The organism is Streptomyces sp. CGMCC 4.7035 (assembly GCF_031583065.1).
GTDB classification, from domain to species: domain Bacteria; phylum Actinomycetota; class Actinomycetes; order Streptomycetales; family Streptomycetaceae; genus Streptomyces; species Streptomyces yaanensis.
Genome location: NZ_CP134053.1, coordinates 5,900,533 through 5,916,415, shown reverse-complemented (window position 1 = coordinate 5,916,415; position 15,883 = coordinate 5,900,533). Strand labels below are relative to the sequence as shown.

The 15,883-nt window shown below is 70.6% G+C and carries 14 protein-coding genes and 3 pseudogenes; 9 read left to right on the top strand and 8 right to left on the bottom strand.

Annotated elements, in window-relative coordinates:
• Window positions 1-485: 485 nt before the first annotated feature.
• A complete protein-coding gene (locus Q2K21_RS25955) occupies window positions 486-2,351 on the top strand; it encodes an FUSC family protein (RefSeq protein WP_310775558.1) in 1,866 nt (621 codons plus the stop codon).
• 148 nt (window positions 2,352-2,499) lie between these two features.
• Here Q2K21_RS25955 and Q2K21_RS25950 read toward each other — a convergent pair whose 3' ends face one another.
• Window positions 2,500-3,453: an endonuclease/exonuclease/phosphatase family protein gene (locus Q2K21_RS25950; protein WP_310775556.1), complete on the bottom strand. Its 954-nt coding sequence runs from the start codon at window positions 3,451-3,453 to the stop codon at window positions 2,500-2,502.
• Window positions 3,454-3,589: 136 nt separating this feature from the next.
• Here Q2K21_RS25950 and Q2K21_RS25945 point away from each other — a divergent pair.
• Together Q2K21_RS25945 and Q2K21_RS25940 are read left to right on the top strand one after the other, a co-directional pair.
• Window positions 3,590-4,260, top strand: a pseudogene (locus Q2K21_RS25945) (amidohydrolase family protein).
• A 196-nt stretch (window positions 4,261-4,456) separates the two neighbouring features.
• Window positions 4,457-4,630, top strand: coding sequence for a hypothetical protein (locus tag Q2K21_RS25940; protein WP_310775554.1), 174 nt, complete (start codon window positions 4,457-4,459; stop codon window positions 4,628-4,630).
• A 16-nt stretch (window positions 4,631-4,646) separates the two neighbouring features.
• Here Q2K21_RS25940 and Q2K21_RS25935 read toward each other — a convergent pair.
• A pseudogene (locus tag Q2K21_RS25935) lies at window positions 4,647-5,027 on the bottom strand (ABC transporter ATP-binding protein); the annotation flags it as partial.
• Here Q2K21_RS25935 and Q2K21_RS25930 point away from each other — a divergent pair.
• A complete protein-coding gene (locus Q2K21_RS25930) occupies window positions 5,013-7,091 on the top strand; it encodes an ISAzo13 family transposase (protein ID WP_310775552.1) in 2,079 nt (692 codons plus the stop codon). The pseudogene Q2K21_RS25935 and the gene Q2K21_RS25930 overlap by 15 nt on opposite strands.
• Window positions 7,092-7,228: 137 nt before the next feature.
• On the opposite strand, the pseudogene Q2K21_RS25925 reads toward Q2K21_RS25930, so the two are convergent.
• The 3 genes and pseudogenes from Q2K21_RS25925 to Q2K21_RS25915 all read right to left on the bottom strand — a co-directional run.
• Window positions 7,229-7,669: pseudogene (locus Q2K21_RS25925) on the bottom strand (ABC transporter ATP-binding protein); the annotation flags it as partial.
• 294 nt (window positions 7,670-7,963) lie between these two features.
• Complete coding sequence (locus Q2K21_RS25920; RefSeq protein ID WP_310775550.1) at window positions 7,964-8,422, bottom strand: hypothetical protein; 459 nt, start codon at window positions 8,420-8,422, stop codon at window positions 7,964-7,966.
• Window positions 8,413-9,063, bottom strand: coding sequence for an ATP-binding protein (locus Q2K21_RS25915; RefSeq protein ID WP_386276051.1), 651 nt, complete (start codon window positions 9,061-9,063; stop codon window positions 8,413-8,415). Before Q2K21_RS25915 ends, Q2K21_RS25920 begins: the two co-directional genes overlap by 10 nt.
• Window positions 9,064-9,406: 343 nt before the next feature.
• Between Q2K21_RS25915 and Q2K21_RS25910 the strand changes: the two genes are divergently transcribed.
• The 3 genes from Q2K21_RS25910 to Q2K21_RS25900 all read left to right on the top strand — a co-directional run bounded on the left by Q2K21_RS25910 (window position 9,407) and on the right by Q2K21_RS25900 (window position 11,420).
• On the top strand, window positions 9,407-10,267 hold the full coding sequence (locus tag Q2K21_RS25910; RefSeq protein ID WP_310775546.1) for a helix-turn-helix domain-containing protein: 861 nt from the start codon (window positions 9,407-9,409) through the stop codon (window positions 10,265-10,267).
• Window positions 10,268-10,522 carry a DUF397 domain-containing protein gene (locus Q2K21_RS25905; protein WP_310775544.1) on the top strand — a complete coding sequence of 85 codons (255 nt, stop codon included), beginning with the start codon at window positions 10,268-10,270 and terminating at the stop codon, window positions 10,520-10,522.
• Between the two features lie 82 nt (window positions 10,523-10,604).
• A complete protein-coding gene (locus tag Q2K21_RS25900; RefSeq protein WP_310775542.1) occupies window positions 10,605-11,420 on the top strand; it encodes an SAM-dependent methyltransferase in 816 nt (271 codons plus the stop codon).
• A 162-nt stretch (window positions 11,421-11,582) separates the two neighbouring features.
• On the opposite strand, the gene Q2K21_RS25895 is transcribed toward Q2K21_RS25900, so the two are convergent.
• From Q2K21_RS25895 to Q2K21_RS25885, 3 genes are all read right to left on the bottom strand, one after another.
• Complete coding sequence (locus Q2K21_RS25895; RefSeq protein WP_310775540.1) at window positions 11,583-13,073, bottom strand: glutamate synthase subunit beta; 1,491 nt, start codon at window positions 13,071-13,073, stop codon at window positions 11,583-11,585.
• Between the two features lie 106 nt (window positions 13,074-13,179).
• Window positions 13,180-13,659 carry an anthrone oxygenase family protein gene (locus Q2K21_RS25890; protein WP_310775538.1) on the bottom strand — a complete coding sequence of 160 codons (480 nt, stop codon included), beginning with the start codon at window positions 13,657-13,659 and terminating at the stop codon, window positions 13,180-13,182.
• Window positions 13,660-13,804: 145 nt separating this feature from the next.
• Window positions 13,805-14,494 carry a DUF2293 domain-containing protein gene (locus tag Q2K21_RS25885; RefSeq protein WP_310775536.1) on the bottom strand — a complete coding sequence of 230 codons (690 nt, stop codon included), beginning with the start codon at window positions 14,492-14,494 and terminating at the stop codon, window positions 13,805-13,807.
• 148 nt (window positions 14,495-14,642) lie between these two features.
• On the opposite strand from Q2K21_RS25885, the gene Q2K21_RS25880 reads away from it, so the two are divergent.
• Together Q2K21_RS25880 and Q2K21_RS25875 are read left to right on the top strand one after the other, a co-directional pair.
• On the top strand, window positions 14,643-15,284 hold the full coding sequence (locus Q2K21_RS25880) for a nucleoside/nucleotide kinase family protein (RefSeq protein WP_310775534.1): 642 nt from the start codon (window positions 14,643-14,645) through the stop codon (window positions 15,282-15,284).
• Window positions 15,285-15,345: 61 nt separating this feature from the next.
• Window positions 15,346-15,759 carry a PPOX class F420-dependent oxidoreductase gene (locus Q2K21_RS25875; protein WP_310775532.1) on the top strand — a complete coding sequence of 138 codons (414 nt, stop codon included), beginning with the start codon at window positions 15,346-15,348 and terminating at the stop codon, window positions 15,757-15,759.
• The last annotated feature ends 124 nt before the right edge of the window (window positions 15,760-15,883 follow it).

Here is a 15,883-nt window from a genome sequence, read left to right as displayed (position 1 = left end):
CTCTCGCTCCAGACTCAGCATTCGCCGCCGATCGCCGGATCGACCGGGCCCAGGCCCCGGGACGTCGAAATGCTGGTTCAAGTCCAGCTCGCGCAGCTCGATGCGCGATGGTCCAAAGGCAGGACGCGGCGACATTACGACTGACCTGGGTCCTCAAGCGTGTCGGCGTGCCCATATGGGCGGCATCTTCAGGGCCCGGGGGCCGGCTACGCCCTCGGGCCCGCTCCTGTTTCCGGGACCGCTCGCGATCTCGTTCATACCGCTCGCGATCTCGTTCGTAGCGCTCGCGATCTCGTTTGTAGCGCTCGCGATTGCGTTCATAAAGAACGCGGCATTCGCCCGTCCTTTCACACCCTGGAAACGTGCACGTCCCATCCACTCCCAAGACGCGATCTACCGTGGACACCACGGCCCACAGCCGCGCATCCGAGCCCCGGCCACCGTCGCCCGAAGGCACACCCCGCCCTCGCCCGGACAGGAGCCCCGTGTCGCGTCCCGCGTTCACCCTGCCACCCTGGCTCGCCCACGCCCTGCGCGCCCAGCGCGGCCCCGTGCCCTGGAGCGCCGTCGTCCGGGGTGCCCTGGCCGCCGGGCCCTTGCTCCTTACGGCCGTCCTCGCCGGACGCACGTCCGCCGGTGTCGTCGCCGCCATCGCGGCCATGCTCGCCGGGATCAACGACCGGCCCGGCAGTCGGCGCGCCTCCGTCAAGCGGCTCGGGGTGCCCGCCCTCGCGGGGGCCGGCGGGCTGCTCGTCGGGACGTACGCCGGGCAGCACATCGGAGCCGTGCCGCTCACCCTCCTCCTCACCGGCGTCGGGCTCGTCGCCGGTGCCGTCAGCGCCGTCGGGCCCGTGGCCTCCGGGGCCGGTACGCAACTGCTCGTCGCCTGCGCCATCGGGGCCGGAATGCCTCTGCCCGAAACCGGGTGGCAGCGCGCCCTCCTCTACCTCGCCGGCGCAGGCTGGCTGCTCGCGCTGCGGCTCGTGCTGCCGACGCGTGGCGCGAGCGTCGGCGACTACCGCTTCGACGGGGAACGCGACGCCGTGGCGGCCGTGTACGAGGCCGTCGCCGAGCTTCTCGACGCCACCGGAACCTCGCAGGCCACGGCCCGCCGGGCCGCCCTCACCGCCGCCCTGGACCACGCCCAGGACGCGCTCGCCGGGCCCCGGCTGCGCCGGTACGCGTCCTCCGCCGCCGAGCGGCACCTGCACGCGCAGTACGCCGCCGCACTGCCCCTCGCCGAGGCCGCCACCGCGCTCGCCTGGGCCGGGGACGCCGTGCCCGCCCGGGCCGCCGAGGGGCCGCGCCGGCTCGCCGCCGCCGTACGCGGCAGCACGCATACCGGGCCGCTGCCCGCGCCCGCCCGGAGCGCCCCCGCGTTGCGCGCCCTCGACGACGCGCTCCTGCACGCCGCCGACGCCTTCGACCGCGGCGGCGACGCACGCCGCCTGCACGCCCGACGCCGTACCGCCACATCCGTGCTGCGCACCGCCTTCGGCTCCGGCGGCCGCGAGTACGGACTTCGCGTCGCCCTCGGCTTCGGGGTCGCCGCGGCCGTCGCACAGGCCCTGCACCACGCCCACTGGTACGGGCAGCACACGCACTGGTACTGGCTGCCCGCCACCGCCGTCTTCCTGATCAAGCCCGACCTCGGGCCGCTCGTCTCGCGTGTGCTGTGCCGGGCGGCCGGCACGGTACTGGGTGCCGTGATCTTCGCCGGGCTCGCCGCCGTGGTGCCCCGGCCCGCCGGGCTCGTCGCGATCGTCGCCCTGTGCGGGGCGCTCATCCCCGCCGCCACGCGTCACTTCGCCGCGCAGACCGCCGTCGTCACCGTCCTCGTCCTCGCCCTGGTGATGGTCGGTGGGGAGCCCCAGGCCTCCTGGAGCCGGATCGGAGAGACGCTGCTGGCCTGTGGGATCGTGCTGCTCGTCGGGCATCTTCCGATGCCGGGTCAGCGCGGCGGCACCGTACGGGCGCGGCTGGTGAGGGCGGTGGATGCGGCGCACGCGTACCTCGCGCACGTACTGACCGACGAGGACGACCGGGCCGGGCGCTGGGCGCTGCGCCGCGAGGCCTACCGCGCGCTCGCCGAGGCGCGCGCCGCGATCGACCTCGCCGCCGCCGAACTCCCCGCCCTCGCCCGGCACGCGGAGGGCACCGACGAGGTGGCCGCCGTCGTCGAACGGCTCGTCGACACGACGACCGCGTGCGCCGTGCACCTCGACGACACCGGACGGCTCACGCCCGGCCACCGCCGACGGCTCGCCGAACTCCTCGACGAACTCACCGAGCGACGTGCGCGCGCGGGACTCACCGCGAAGGAAGCGCCCAGACTGCCGCTGGCGGTCTGACGACGCGACCCGCGCCTACGCCCCCCAGCGCCTACGCCCCCCAGCGCCTACGCCCCCCAGCGCCTACGCCCCCCAGCGGCTACGGCCTCACCGTGCCTACGGCCTCACCGTGCCTACGAGCTCACCGTGCCTACGAGCTCACCAGCGCCTAGGACCCCACCCGCACCCACACCGGCGCGTGGTCCGATCCCGGTTCCCCGCGCCGTTCCGCCGGGTCGGCGCCGACGGACGGCAGCCGGAGGGCGTTGTCGCCCGGGAGGCCAGTGCCCGCCGCCGTGAGGCGGCGGACCAGTTGATGGCTCACCAGTATGTGGTCGATCAACTCGTGCCGCCCCGCGGTGACGCGCGAGTACCGCTGGTCGGCGGGGATGAGCGGAGCCACGTCCCACAGGCGCACCGCGTCGCCCCGGTCCGGGTGCTCGTAGCCCCGCGTGCCGATCTCGGAGCCGGGTGGGCCCAGCAGGATCTGGGTGGTCGCCGCCTGCACCTCGTCGTTCATGTCACCGAGCACCGCCACGTCGCGTGTCTTGCCCTCACCCGCCAGCAGTTGGTCGGCCATCGCGCGCAGCGCCGTCGCCTCGGCGGCCCGCCGGTACAGGGCGTAGGCGCCGTAGCGGGCCCGTTCGCCCTCGTCGCGCGGCTGGAACCGGCCGCCCGGGTACGACAGCAGCTTCGACTTCAGATGGGCGACCGCGACCTTCAGCGTCAGCGCCTCCGTGGCGATCTCCACCGCCAGGAAGCCGCGGCCCGCGTGCCCCACGGGCGTGCCGTCGTCGTCGCCCTGCACGGGCCGCAGCCGCTGCGGGAACGCGTTCGTGTCGGTGAGCACCCGCGGCTGCGTACGGCTGAGGAAGCCGACCCGGATTCCGCGGTCGTCCGGGTGCTGGGAGAGCGCGATGTGCCACTCGCCGTCCAGCATGTCGGCGAGGTCCGCGAGCGCCTCCGGGTCCCCGACCTCCTGGACGCCGAGCAGCGTCGGGTCGAGTTCCGTGATCACGGCGGCCAGAGCGGCGAGCTTGGTCTCGTACGCGGCCTTGTCCTTGGGGCCGAACGGGCCGCCGGGCCGGTACAGGTTCTCCAGGTTCCAGGTGCCGAGGAGCATGCCGGGCTCCTTCCAGAAGCCGGATGGCGGGCTGTGGTGAGGCAAGCGTGCGCGCGGATCCGGCGCGGGGACAGGGCGGTGACGGGATGCGCGGTCCACGTCGCCCAGGGGGACGACCGCGTCGTACGGTGACGGGATGACGTCGACTCCGGCCGATCGGCCGACTGCTCCCGCTGACCTCATCATCACCGGATGCATCGTCCTCGTGCACGACGATCATGAGCGGGTCGGTTTCGTGGAGGACGCGGCGATCGTCGTACGGACGGGGTCGTGGAGTCGGTGACGCCGGCCGCGGACGTCGGGGGCCGGGCCGCCGCCGAGCACATCGACGCGCGCGGCCAGGTGGCGTGCCCGGCCTGATCAACTGTCACACGCACTCCCCGATGGTCGCGCTGCGCGGCATCGCCGAGGACCTTCCCGTGGCGGAGTGGTTCAACGAAGTCGGCCGAGGGCGATCCCCGCTGGCTGACCTCCAGGCAGGCCCTGCATCACGCGACGCTGCAGAGTGCCCGCGCCCTGGGCCTCGGCGACCGCATCGGCAGCATCGCGCCGGGACGCCGCGCGGACATCGTCCTGGTCGACCTCACCGGACCGCACACCCAGCCCGTCCACGACCTCGCCGCCACCCTTGTGCACAGCGCCCGCGCGTCGGACGTCCGCACCACCGTCGTGGACGGTCGCGTCCTGATGCGCGACCGCGAGCTGCTGACCATCGATCTGCCCCGGGCCGTACGGGAACTGGGGGAGCGGCTGCCCGCGCTCGTCGACCGCAGTCACGGCACACGGATCCAGGAGTACGACACCTGATCGCCTCCCCCTGAGCCGCCGGTGCACGGGACAAACCCGGCCGCCCTGAGAGCTTCCTCACGCGTCGGCGGTGACCGAGTGTCGACTATGTCTCAGTACCGTCACTTCGCGAGCCGTTCACCCGGGGGAAGGCGTTTAACTCTATGAGCCGATCAGGATCGGCTCGCCGTGACACGGCGACGCAAGGAGGTGCAGGGTGAACGGGCGAACGGTGCTGGAGCGCTTTCCCGCGGGCGGGCCGCGCGGCTCGTGGCCGGCGGAGGAGTTCGCGCAGGCGCGCCGCCTGGAGGGGCAGCCTGCCGAGGTCGTCATGGACCTCGCGACGGACGCGTTCCTGGTGATCGTGCGCGGGGCGGACGCCGCCGAGTAGGCGACCGCGTCGATGTTCAGCCCGCCTCGCGGGTGGTGACCCGCGCCGTGAACTGCTCGGCCTGCAGCGCGTACAGCTCGGCGTAGACGCCGCCCGCGGCGAGGAGTTCGTCCGGAGCGCCGCACTCCACGAGCCGCCCATGGTCCAGTACGTGCACCAGATCGGCGTGGCGCACCGACGCCAGCCTGTGTGTGATCAGGATGACCGTCTGGCCGGAGCCCGCCAGCGCGCGGATCTTCTCGAAGACCTCCAGCTCGGCCCGGGCGTCGAGCGCCGCCGTCGGTTCGTCCACGATCAGGATCTGTCCGCGCCGGTAGGCGGCGCGCGGAAGGCGCGCAGGAACAATGTGTAGCCTTCGCTGCCTTGACGTCGTTGATCGTTTGTGGCCGTACCCAAAGCGCTCATACCTCAACTCGCCTCGAAATTCCGGGCCTTGCTCCCTGAACTCGATGAGAGGCAGAGACGTCTCCTACTCGCAACGGAAGCCAGATCGCTCGGGCACGGAGGGGCACGAGCTGTGGCAACGGCTGCCGGTGTCAGCGCAACAACTGTTCACAAAGGCATCGCCGAACTTGAGGGGCGACTGGAGTCGGCGCCAGCGGGACGCATCCGCCGACCAGGTGGAGGCCGTAAGCGGGTCACAGAAAGGAATCCCGGCTTGCTGCCCGCGCTGATGACTCTGGTCGAGCCGGACGAACGCGGAGACCCGATGTCCCCGCTGCGATGGACAATCAAGTCCACCCGAAATCTCGCCGAAGAACTGGGTCGGCAAGGCCACGCTGTATCGGCCCGCACCGTGGGAAAGCTGCTGCGCGAGAACGGCTTCAGCCTCCAGGCGAACGTCAAATCCCTGAGTGGTGAACAGCATCCGGACCGCGATGCTCAATTCCACTACATCAACGCCCAGGTCAAGGAACACCAAGCGGCCGGCGAGCCGGTCGTCAGCGTGGACACGAAAAAGAAGGAGATGATCGGCCAGCTGCCGAACCCCGGGCGAGCCTGGAGGCCGAAGGACGACCCGGTGAAGGTTGAGGACCACTCTCTGTTCTTCGGTCCTGATCAACCCCGGGCGATCCCGTATGGCATCTACGACATCACGGCCGATTCCGGCTGGGTAAATATCGGCGTAGACCATGACACCTCCGCCTTCGCGGTCGCCTCCATTCGGCGGTGGTGGGGAAGTCGGGGCCGCGCCGACTACCCGAGTGCTACGCGTCTGCTGATTACCGCGGACGCGGGCGGGAGCAACAACTACCGGTACAGACTGTGGAAGTACGAGCTCGCCGCATTTGCGGCTGAGACGGGCCTGGCTATCACGGTGTGCCACTTTCCTCCCGGCGCATCGAAGTGGAACAAGGTAGAGCATCGGCTCTTCTCCCACATCACGATGAACTGGCGCGGGAGGCCGCTGACCAGCCACGAGGTGGTCGTCAAGACCATTGCCGCCACGCGGACACGAACCGGACTCCGCGTAGAAGCCGAACTGGACACTCGCGACTACCCGACCGGGCTTACCATCCCAAAGGATGAGTACGCGGCTTTGCCGATCGAGGCTCACGAATGCCACGGCTCGTGGAACTACACCGTCCTTCCCGAAGTCCGGCCCGCTGCGACACAGTCGGCCCCCGCGATGGACGAAATCCTTGACTTGCTCGCGGACCCGTCGCTCACCGGAATGAGCCGACAGGAGCTGGCCAAGATGACGGCACGCCTGTGCCCGGATCAGCTTGCCCAGGCCGAGCGGCGCGCTTTCGAACGACGTGGCGGTGCGCGAATCAGAGCGAAAGGCTCCGGCGGCAAGGTCTTCATCAGCGACTCCGCACGTGTGCTCCTGACGGTCCTCTACCTGCGCCAGGTGTGCCCGCAGTACGTCCTTGCCGAGCTGCTGAATGTTGGCGAATCCGGGATCGCGAACGCAGTGGCCGAAACTGCCCGGCTCTTGCACGAGCGCAAGGTCGCCATCATGCCGACCCCTCTGCGTTTCATGAGCGCGGAGCCGCTTCTGAAGTACCTTGCGACCGGGGAGACCCCACCCCCAAGCCCCGCCGAGCTGCTGTCGGACCCGTCCCTGACCGGAATGAGCCGCGAGGATCTGCAGCAGATGGTCGAGAGGCTGACCATTCGGCATGCGGCGCAGCTCGAAAAGCTGCGATACCAGCGCCGCGGTGATGAAAACCGCCGACCGAACCTCCAGGTCTTCCAGCAGAAGATCATGAATTCCGACAGGATCCTCGTGGCGATCCTGGCAGTCCGCCGCATCGCAAGCCGAAAACTCCTTGCGGAACTCTTCGGCGTGAGCCCACGGACGATCGGAAACACACTCCTCGAAGTCCGCCCACTGCTGAAGGAGGACGGGTATGTCCCCGTGGTCACCCCCGCGTCCAAGCGCCTGTACACCGCAGAGGCCCTCTTCGCCTCGATCGGCATTCACGACCCAAAGACGCTCCGTGCACTCGGCTGACCACATAGTTCCTGCGCGCCTTCGCGCGATGCCGAGCCGCTGCCACTGCCTGCCGGACCGCCCGCTCCAGGTACAGCTCGGTCGCCATCCCCCGGTGCAAGCACCGGCTCCACCGGAGCGGCTCCGTCGCGCCCCTATTGCGGCTCCAGCCGCCCGGTGGCGTACGTCGAAGCGGCCCGCAGCAGCGCGGCCAGCAGCATCACGGCGGCGACCGAGACCAGTGCCGGGACCGCGCCGCGCAGCCGGTCCTCGACCGGGCCGCCCGTCATCAGCCGTGCCGGCACGGAGTTGACCGCCAGCAGACTCACCGCCTGCGCCACGCCCCGGCCCACCTCGGCGCCCAGGACGACACGGGCCGCGCGCCGGTCCGCCTGCCAGGCGAGCCGGAAACTCGACGCGAGCAGCGACGGCAGCCGTGTGACCATGGCCCGGAAGTTCAGTTCCAGGAACGCGTCGGAGTGCTGCGACCAGCCCATGTCGTAGCGCAGTGGACCGCCGAAGAGCAGCGACTCCGAGTCGGATACTCCCGGTGTGCCGGGTGTGCTGGATGTGCCGGATCGACCGGATTTCCTCGCCACGCATGACCTCCCCCGAGCGCGGACGAACGGTGGTCTCCCCAGGAACGCGGTCCTCCACCCCCTGCGCAAAGGAGTTTCCACGCGACCGCCCCGCTTCGGACAGGGTCCACGGGGCGCTTGTGGTGGCGTGGCGGGGGCGCACCGGCGTCTTCGTGACGGCGGTCTCGCTGTGCGAACGCGGGCGGCCGCGCAGCCGCCACGGACTGGCTGCGCGGGGTGCGCTGTGGCGTTGATGTTCGGGGCCGTGAGCGGGGGACCATGGGGCGCCCGTGCGTCAAGCGTGCGGGCGTACGGTCATGCGCTGATCGGGCGCGACCACGCCGGTGTCGTGCTCGTGACCCGGCACAGCGCCAGATAGAGCGGGATCGGCGGGGTGTACGGCACGTTGTCGTCCGGTCGGTGGATGAGTTCGGGGGTGCCGGACGTGTCCGGGACGAGCGCTCCTCTGGCGTAGCGCGCGGGGGCCGGCCAGTCCAGCGCGACATCGGAGTCGGAGGGCACGATCCACCACCAGTCGGCCCGGTCTGTGTACACACAGCCCACGCGTGGCAGCCGGGGCAGCAACAGCGGTCCGTAGCGGGCGGGCACGGCCACCGCGTCGCAGCCGAGCGGGAGGGTCATGCCCTCGGGCAGAGGGAGGCGCGTGGACACCGCCGCCGACCTCTGCCACCCCCGTCCGAGGCGGACCAGTGAGTCCAGGGTCAGGGCCTGCGCGGTCCGGGGCCCTGTGGCCCGCGGGCCCCTCACACCCATTCCGTCCCCGTTCCCCAGGACGCCTCCGCCCCGGAACCCCGGCCGTCGGCCGGGGGCTTCTTCGCGCTCCAGCCCAGGTCGGAGCGTGCCACGCTGTCCGCCGGCAGCTCTCCCGCACGCCGGCCGAGGTCGGAGCGTGCCACGGTGTGCTCGGTCGCCCGGGACCTGTCGCCGGAACACGACAGGTCCCGGGACGGCTGCGCCGGGAGGGGCCCGGACGCCGACTGCTCGGCGTCCCGCGCCAGTTCGGCCCACACCAGCAGCCCGGTTCCCGCTTCCTGCGCTCCCCAGGCCCGGCACAGGACCGCGACGAGAAGCAGTCCCCTCCCGTGCTCCTCCTCGGGACGCTGCGGAGCGGGGTGCGGCTCGCCCGGAGCGCATCCCTCGTCGCGAACGGCTATGCGGACCAGGTCGTCCGCGTCATGCAGCTCGCAGACGACGTACTCCCCGGCGGTGTGCACGATCGCGTTGGTGACCAGCTCGGAGACGACCAGGGCCGCTGTGTCGCAGGTGTCCTCGCACACCGCCCAGCCGGTCAGGCGGGCGCGCGTCAGCTGCCGGGCCCGTGCGACGGAACTCGGGTGCGCGGCCAGTTCGAAGCGGAACCGGCGCTCGGTGGCCGCACCGGGGCGCGGCCTCACGGCACCGATCGGGCCGAACCGGTCTGAGGTGGCGTCTGTTCCTAACGACGCGGACGGAATCACGCTTGTCACTATCACCCCGGCGTGAACACTTGGCAAGAGTCACTCTGAAAATTGCAGAGTGCAGTGTGACTCCGAGAACGGGCGTGGCACACTGCTCGCAACAGCACGCCGAACGGCGCGAGTTGGAATCTGAAGCACGGACTTCGAGTCCGGTGCCCGCGTCGGGAGTTCGCAGATCGAGCCCGAACGCGGGCGTGGAACGGTGCGGAACGGTGCGGAGAGGTTTCGAACGACGCCACCCGGGGCTGTCGGAACACAGGAGCACTGGAGGAGGTGCGGGATGAGCGAGCCGCGGTCGGCGCCGACGGTCGGTCAGGTCGTCCTCGGCCGACGCCTGCTGGACCTGCGTGAACGCGCCGGTCTCAAGCGAGAGGAGGCCGCGCGCGTCCTGCGCGTCGCACCCGCCACCGTCCGCCGCATGGAGACGGCGGAGGTCGCCCTCAAGATCCCGTACCTCCAGCTGCTGCTGAAGTCGTACGGGGTGAGCGACGAGGAGGCCGAGGCCTTCGTCCAACTGGCCGAGGAGGCCAACAGACCGGGCTGGTGGCAGCGGTTCCACGACATCCTGCCGGGCTGGTTCTCGATGTACGTCAGCCTGGAGGGCGCGGCCGCGCTCATCCGTCAGTACGAGCCTCACTTCGTGCCCGGCATCATGCAGACCGAGGAGTACGCCCGGGGCGTACTGATGTCGGGCGCCATCGGGCAGACCAGACCCGAGGACATCGAGCGCCACGTGGCGTTGCGCATGCAGCGTCAGGAGCTGCTCACGCGCGACGACGCGCCCCACATCTGGGCCCTGGTGGACGAGACCGCGCTGCGCCGCCCGGTGGGCGGCCCACAGGTCATGCGCGCCCAGATCGACAAACTGCTGGAGGTAGCGGAGCTGCCCCAGGTGACGCTGCAGGTGCTCGAGTTCTCCTCGGGCCCGCATCCCGGCACCTACGGGCCCTTCGTACTGTTCCGATTCGCCATGTCAGAACTGCCCGACATGGTCTACAGCGAGTACCTGACCGGCGCCGTCTACCTGGACGCGCGTGCCGAGGTGGCGACCCACCTCGAGGTCATGGACCGTATGGCGGCCCAGGCCGCCACTGCACAACGCACGAAGGAGATCCTCGAGGATCTCCGCAAGGAGCTGTGAATGAATCGCATCACGCCGCGTAAACGTGTCTACAACGGCATGCCCGCCCGTGAACTGGGCAGCGAGGGCTGGCACAAGCCGTGGAGCGGCGGCAACGGCGGCAACTGCCTGGAGGCGATGAAGCTCGCCGACGGCCGGATCGCCGTCCGTCAGTCCACCGACCCGGACGGGCCCGCCCTGATCTACACCTCCGACGAGATGACCGCGTTCATCGAGGGGGCCAAGGCGGGGGAGGCGGACTTCCTGCTGTCGTGATTTCCCCTTTTGTTTCTGATCAACACCACTAAATTGGCATTCAGTTGATCACCAACTGTCCCGAAGACTTACGGAGTTCCTCATGACCGGGCAGGATCCCGCCCAGGACGCAGTCGTCATCGACACGAGCAGGCCGCACCCGGCGCGCATGTACGACTGGTACCTCGGAGGCAAGGACAACTACCCCGTCGACGAGGAGATGGGCCGGCAGATGCTCGCCCTCGACCCGAGGGTGCCGGTGATGGCACGCGTCAACCGCGCGTTTATGCACCGAGCCACACGCTGGCTGGCTCAGAACGGCGTACGGCAGTTTCTGGACATAGGCACGGGCATTCCGACCGAGCCGAACCTTCACCAGATCGCCCAGCAGATCGCGCCGGACGCGCGCGTCGTCTACTGCGACAACGATCCGATCGTGCTGGCCCACGCGGCGGCCCTGCTGCGCAGCACGCCCGGGGGAGTGACCGAGTACCTGCAAGCCGATGTGCGGGACCCGGCCACCATCATCGAAGGGGCCAAGAAGGTACTGGACCTCGACCGGCCGGTGGCGCTCTCCCTCGTGGCGCTGCTGCACTTCGTCTCCGACGAGGACGGCGCGCACGAACTGGTCGACCGGCTGCTGTCCGAACTGCCCTCCGGCAGCTACCTGATGATGACCCATGCCACCCCCGACTTCACGCCGGAGGAGTCGGCGGCGGCGATCGAGAAGCTCAAGGCGGCCGGAGTCACGCTGGCGCTCCGCTCCCGCGACGAGTTCGCCCGCTTCTTCCACGGACTCGACCTCGTCGAACCGGGTGTCGAGGTGGTCCACAAGTGGCACCCGGAGCTGGGCGAGCCGGTTCCCGGACAGGACGACGGGGTCATTCCCGGCTACGGGGCGGTGGGCCGCAAGCCGTAGTACCGGTCACGGCCGTGACTCCATGAGCCGCTGCGGGGCAGAGCTGACGGCACACCCTGAACGAGGAGGAACTGGCCCAGGTCCTCGCCCTGATCTTCACGATCACCATAGGGAACCGGCGTTGACGGGTGCTTCGACGGCGGCGACCGTTACGGCTCGCGCCTACGCCGTCATCGGCCGGTCGTACGGCCCGATCGGCGCCGGCAGGCGCGACGCACCGCCCGTCAGCCGTCGGTCCACCGCCGCGGCCACGGCACGCCCCTCCGCGATAGCCCACACGATCAGCGACTGTCCGCGCGCGGCGTCCCCGGCGGCGTACACGCCGGGGACGTTCGTCGCGAAGTTCTCGTCCCGGGCGATCGTCCCGCGCGCGTCCAGCGCGAGCCCGAGCTGGTCGATCAGCCCGTCCCCGCGGTCGGGTCCGGAGAACCCGAGCGCGAGCAGCACGAGGTCGGCGGGCAGCGTGCGCCCGGTGCCCGGCAGTGGCTGCCGCCGCTCGTCCACCTCGACCAGGTGCAGCGCCCTGACGTGCCCGTCCGCGTCCCCCGTGAAGCGGAGGGTGGACGCCGCGAAGAGCCGCGCGTCCGCGTCCGCCGCGGGCGCCGTCCGCAGGTCGCGCGCCTCCTCGTGCGCGGCGGACAGACGGTAGATCTTCGGATACGTCGGCCACGGCTCGCTGACCTCGTCCCGCTGCGCCTCCGGCAGCGGATAGATGTCGAGCTGGGTCACGGACGCGGCGCCTTCGCGCACCGCGGTGCCCAGACAGTCCGCCCCGGTGTCTCCGCCGCCCACGATCACCACGTGCTTCCCGGCCGCCGACAACGGCGAGGCCTCCAGGTCCCCCTCGCACACCCGGTCGGCCAGCGGCAGATACTCCATCGCCTGCTCAATCCCGGCCAACTCCCTTCCGGGCACGTCCAGTTCGCGCCAGGCCGTGGCGCCGGTCGCGATCACCACGGCGTCGTACCGCGCCCGCAGTTCGACGGCTCCGATGTCCTTCCCTATGACCGTCGACGCACGGAACTTCGTCCCCTCGGCGCGCATCTGCTCCAGCCGCCGGTCGAGGTGCCGCTTCTCCATCTTGAACGCGGGGATCCCGTACCGCAGCAACCCACCGATCCGGTCCGCGCGCTCGTACACGGCCACCGTGTGCCCGGCGCGCGTGAGCTGCTGTGCCGCCGCGAGCCCGGTCGGCCCCGACCCGACGACCGCGACGGTGCGCCCCGACAGCCGCTCGGGCGGACGCGGTGGCGTGAATCCCTCCTCCCAGGCCCGGTCCGCGATCGCCACCTCCACGTTCTTGATGGTGACCGCCGGCTGGTTGATGGCGAGCACGCACCCCGCCTCGCACGGCGCCGGACACAACCGACCCGTGAACTCGGGAAAGTTGTTCGTGGCGTGCAGCCGGTCGCTCGCCGCCCGCCAGTCCTCACGGGAGACGAGGTCGTTCCACTCGGGGATCAGATTCCCGAGAGGGCAGGCGTCGTGGCAGAACGGAACCCCGCAGTCCATGCAGCGGTTCGCCTGCCGGCTGATGATCGGCAGCAGCGCACCCGGGACGTACACCTCGTTCCAGTCCCGCACCCTTTCCTCGACGGGTCTGCGGGGCCATTCCTCGCGGGGCGTGGTCAGAAAGCCCTTGGGATCGGCCATGGCCGTCTCCCTCGCGTACGCATACGGGATCGTTTCGTGCAACGATACGACGCCATCGCCCCGTCCGCCCCTCGTCATCCGGGCATCCGCGATGGGCCTCGGAGGCTCAGGTGAGGGCCAGGACGTAGGAGACCGCCGCGCAGGCCGACGCGCCCATGCGGACGTGATTCCACAGGGTCCAGTCGCTCACGTACGCGCGCCAGTACACGGCAGCCTCCGGGGAACCGGGGTCCATGCGCAGGAGCGTGTCGTTGCGGGGGACGTTCGCCACGGCGGTCACTCCGAACGCACCTATCAGATACAGCGCGCTGCCCACGAGCAGTTCCACCCTGCCGTCGTCGGGCCACAGCACAAAAGTCACCACGGCCAGCACGGCACACACGACCGTCGACCCCACGAACACGATCATGAACGCCGGTGTCGTCGCCGCCGTGTTGATCGCGTTCATCGCTGCGACGCCCTGCGCCGGCGGCAGCGAGCCGAGCCCTTTCATGACGAACGTCGAGAACCCGCAGAACACGCCCGCCACCAGGCCGGTTCCGAGTACTCCCAGCACGGTCAGCACGAAGTACGGCCCATCGATCATGTCAGCTCCCGCATCGGTCCCCCGAACCCACAGATCCTTCCCCCCTCCTCCCGTCACTACAAGCGAAACGACGTACGAGATCGGTGACACGGACTCTCGCGGGCGGCGACAGCCGGTCTCCCTGTCGGCCGGTTCCGGCCCGGCATCACACCGCCTCCCGGAGCCGCCACTCCCGTAGCACCCGCTCCACGCTGCTCGCTATGCGTCGCCGCGCCTCGTGCCGCGGCACCCCGGCCATCAGCAGCTGGTCGTACGGCGTCTCCGTGTGCCGTGCGGACGCCCGCACCGCCGCTGTCACCGCTCCCGGCGACAGCGCCCGCCCCGCCGCACTGCGCCCGACCCGTCCGCTCCCGCGCACCGACGCATGCGCAGCGATCGCCCGCGCGCGCTCCGCCGGACACCCGGGAAACAGTCGCTGGATCTCCCTCGCGAACACCTCCGTGAACCGAGCGTCCTCCACTGCCCGCCGCCGCGCGTCCCGCACCCGGCGTCTGCGCCGCGCCTCCGCGTCCGCCAGGCACCGCTCCTCGGCCAGCGCGAGCGCCGCTTCCTCGACGAGCACCCCCTGCCGCTCGTACCGGCCGTGGCGCCGGTTGAAACGCACCACCACCGCCGACAGCCCACTCGCCTCCCGCGACCGCCGGGTCAGCGCGGTGTCGCCCCGCGGCAGGAACACCAGGTGCCCGAGGTCGGCACAGTCCAGACAGCGCGGCGCACCCTCCTCCAGCACCAGCAACGACAACGGCCCGCTGCGGCACTCGGCACAGTGCCGCCGTCTGAGCGGTTGGACCACAAGAAGTCCGTCAGGGGGTGGGGGAGTTGTGCTCGGCGCCATAACCGCTTCATTCCCCTTCTTCGTTCCCGTCCGACCGCGCTGCGACGGTCACCGATCTGGTGGGTCCGATGACGTCGACGCGTATCCGGCCCGCATCGCACCCGCCCTCACCGGTCGCACCACGGGTTCTCCGTCGCGGCGCGGCATCATGGGCCCTGTGCGACTGGAAGCGATCACCTGGGAACGGCTCGGCGACCTCCTCGCCGACCGGCTGCTCGACCTGCACCCCGACGACGGCAGCCCCTGGCCGCGCATCGCCTTCGACGGAGCCCCGGCCGCGCGCCCCGGGGACCTCGCCCGCCGCGTGTCCGACGCGCTGCGGATACGCGGCCGGTCCTCCCTCGTCGTCGGCGCGGAGGGCTTCCTGCGCCCCGCGTCCCTCCGCTTCGAGCACGGCCGCCGGGACCCGGACTCGTACTACGACGGCTGGCTCGACACCGGCGCCCTTTGGCGCGAGGTCTTCGGCCCCCTCGAACCCGGTGGCGACGGCCGAGTCCTGCCCGACCTGTGGGACCCGGTCACCGACCGCGCCACCCGCAGCCCGTACGCCCAACTCCCGCCCGGCAGCCCCCTGTTGCTCCACGGTCCGCTCCTCCTGCGGCACTGGTTCCCCTTCGACCTGACCGTCCACGTACTTCTCTCGCCCGGCGCCCTCCGCCGCCGCACCCCCGAGTCCGAGCACTGGACCCTCCCCGCCTTCGAGCGCTACGAGGTGGAGACGGACCCGGGTGCCGCCGCCGACGTACTGATTCGCGCGGACGACCCGCGGCATCCGGCCTGGAACGGCTGATCACATGGAAGATTCCCCCAAACCCATTTTGAATGCATGTGCATCTAGTTACCCTGGTCCCATGACGTCCTCCACCGACTCCCCGGTCCACTTCGACGACTCCGTCCGCGCTCTCCTCGACGCCAGGAATTTCGCCAGCGTCGCCACTCTCGGCCGCGACGGCGCTCCCCAGAATTCGGTCGTCTGGATCAAGCGCGAGGACGACACCGTCCTCTTCTCTTCCACCGACGGTCGTCAGAAGGTGCGCAACCTACGCCGCGATCCCCGCATCAGCCTCTCGGTCTTCGACCTCGCCAACCCCTATACCTCGGTCGAGATCCGCGGCATCGCCGAGATCCTCCCCGACGACGACAAGCGACTGCCCCACGAGCTCTCGCACAAGTACCTCGGCATCGACCCTCCCGCGGAGAAGGACGACGAGGTCCGTGTGATCATCCGTGTCGTTCCGCGGAAGATCGTGGGCTTCTCGGCCTGAGTGCCAATGCTGTCGGCGCACCGCCGCGCCCCCAAGGCCCTCGACGCACACCCTGGCGGTCCGCCTGTTCCGGGGTGCGTTTCCCCGAGGACACGGCGAGAATTGAGGGCGTCGGGACATGCGG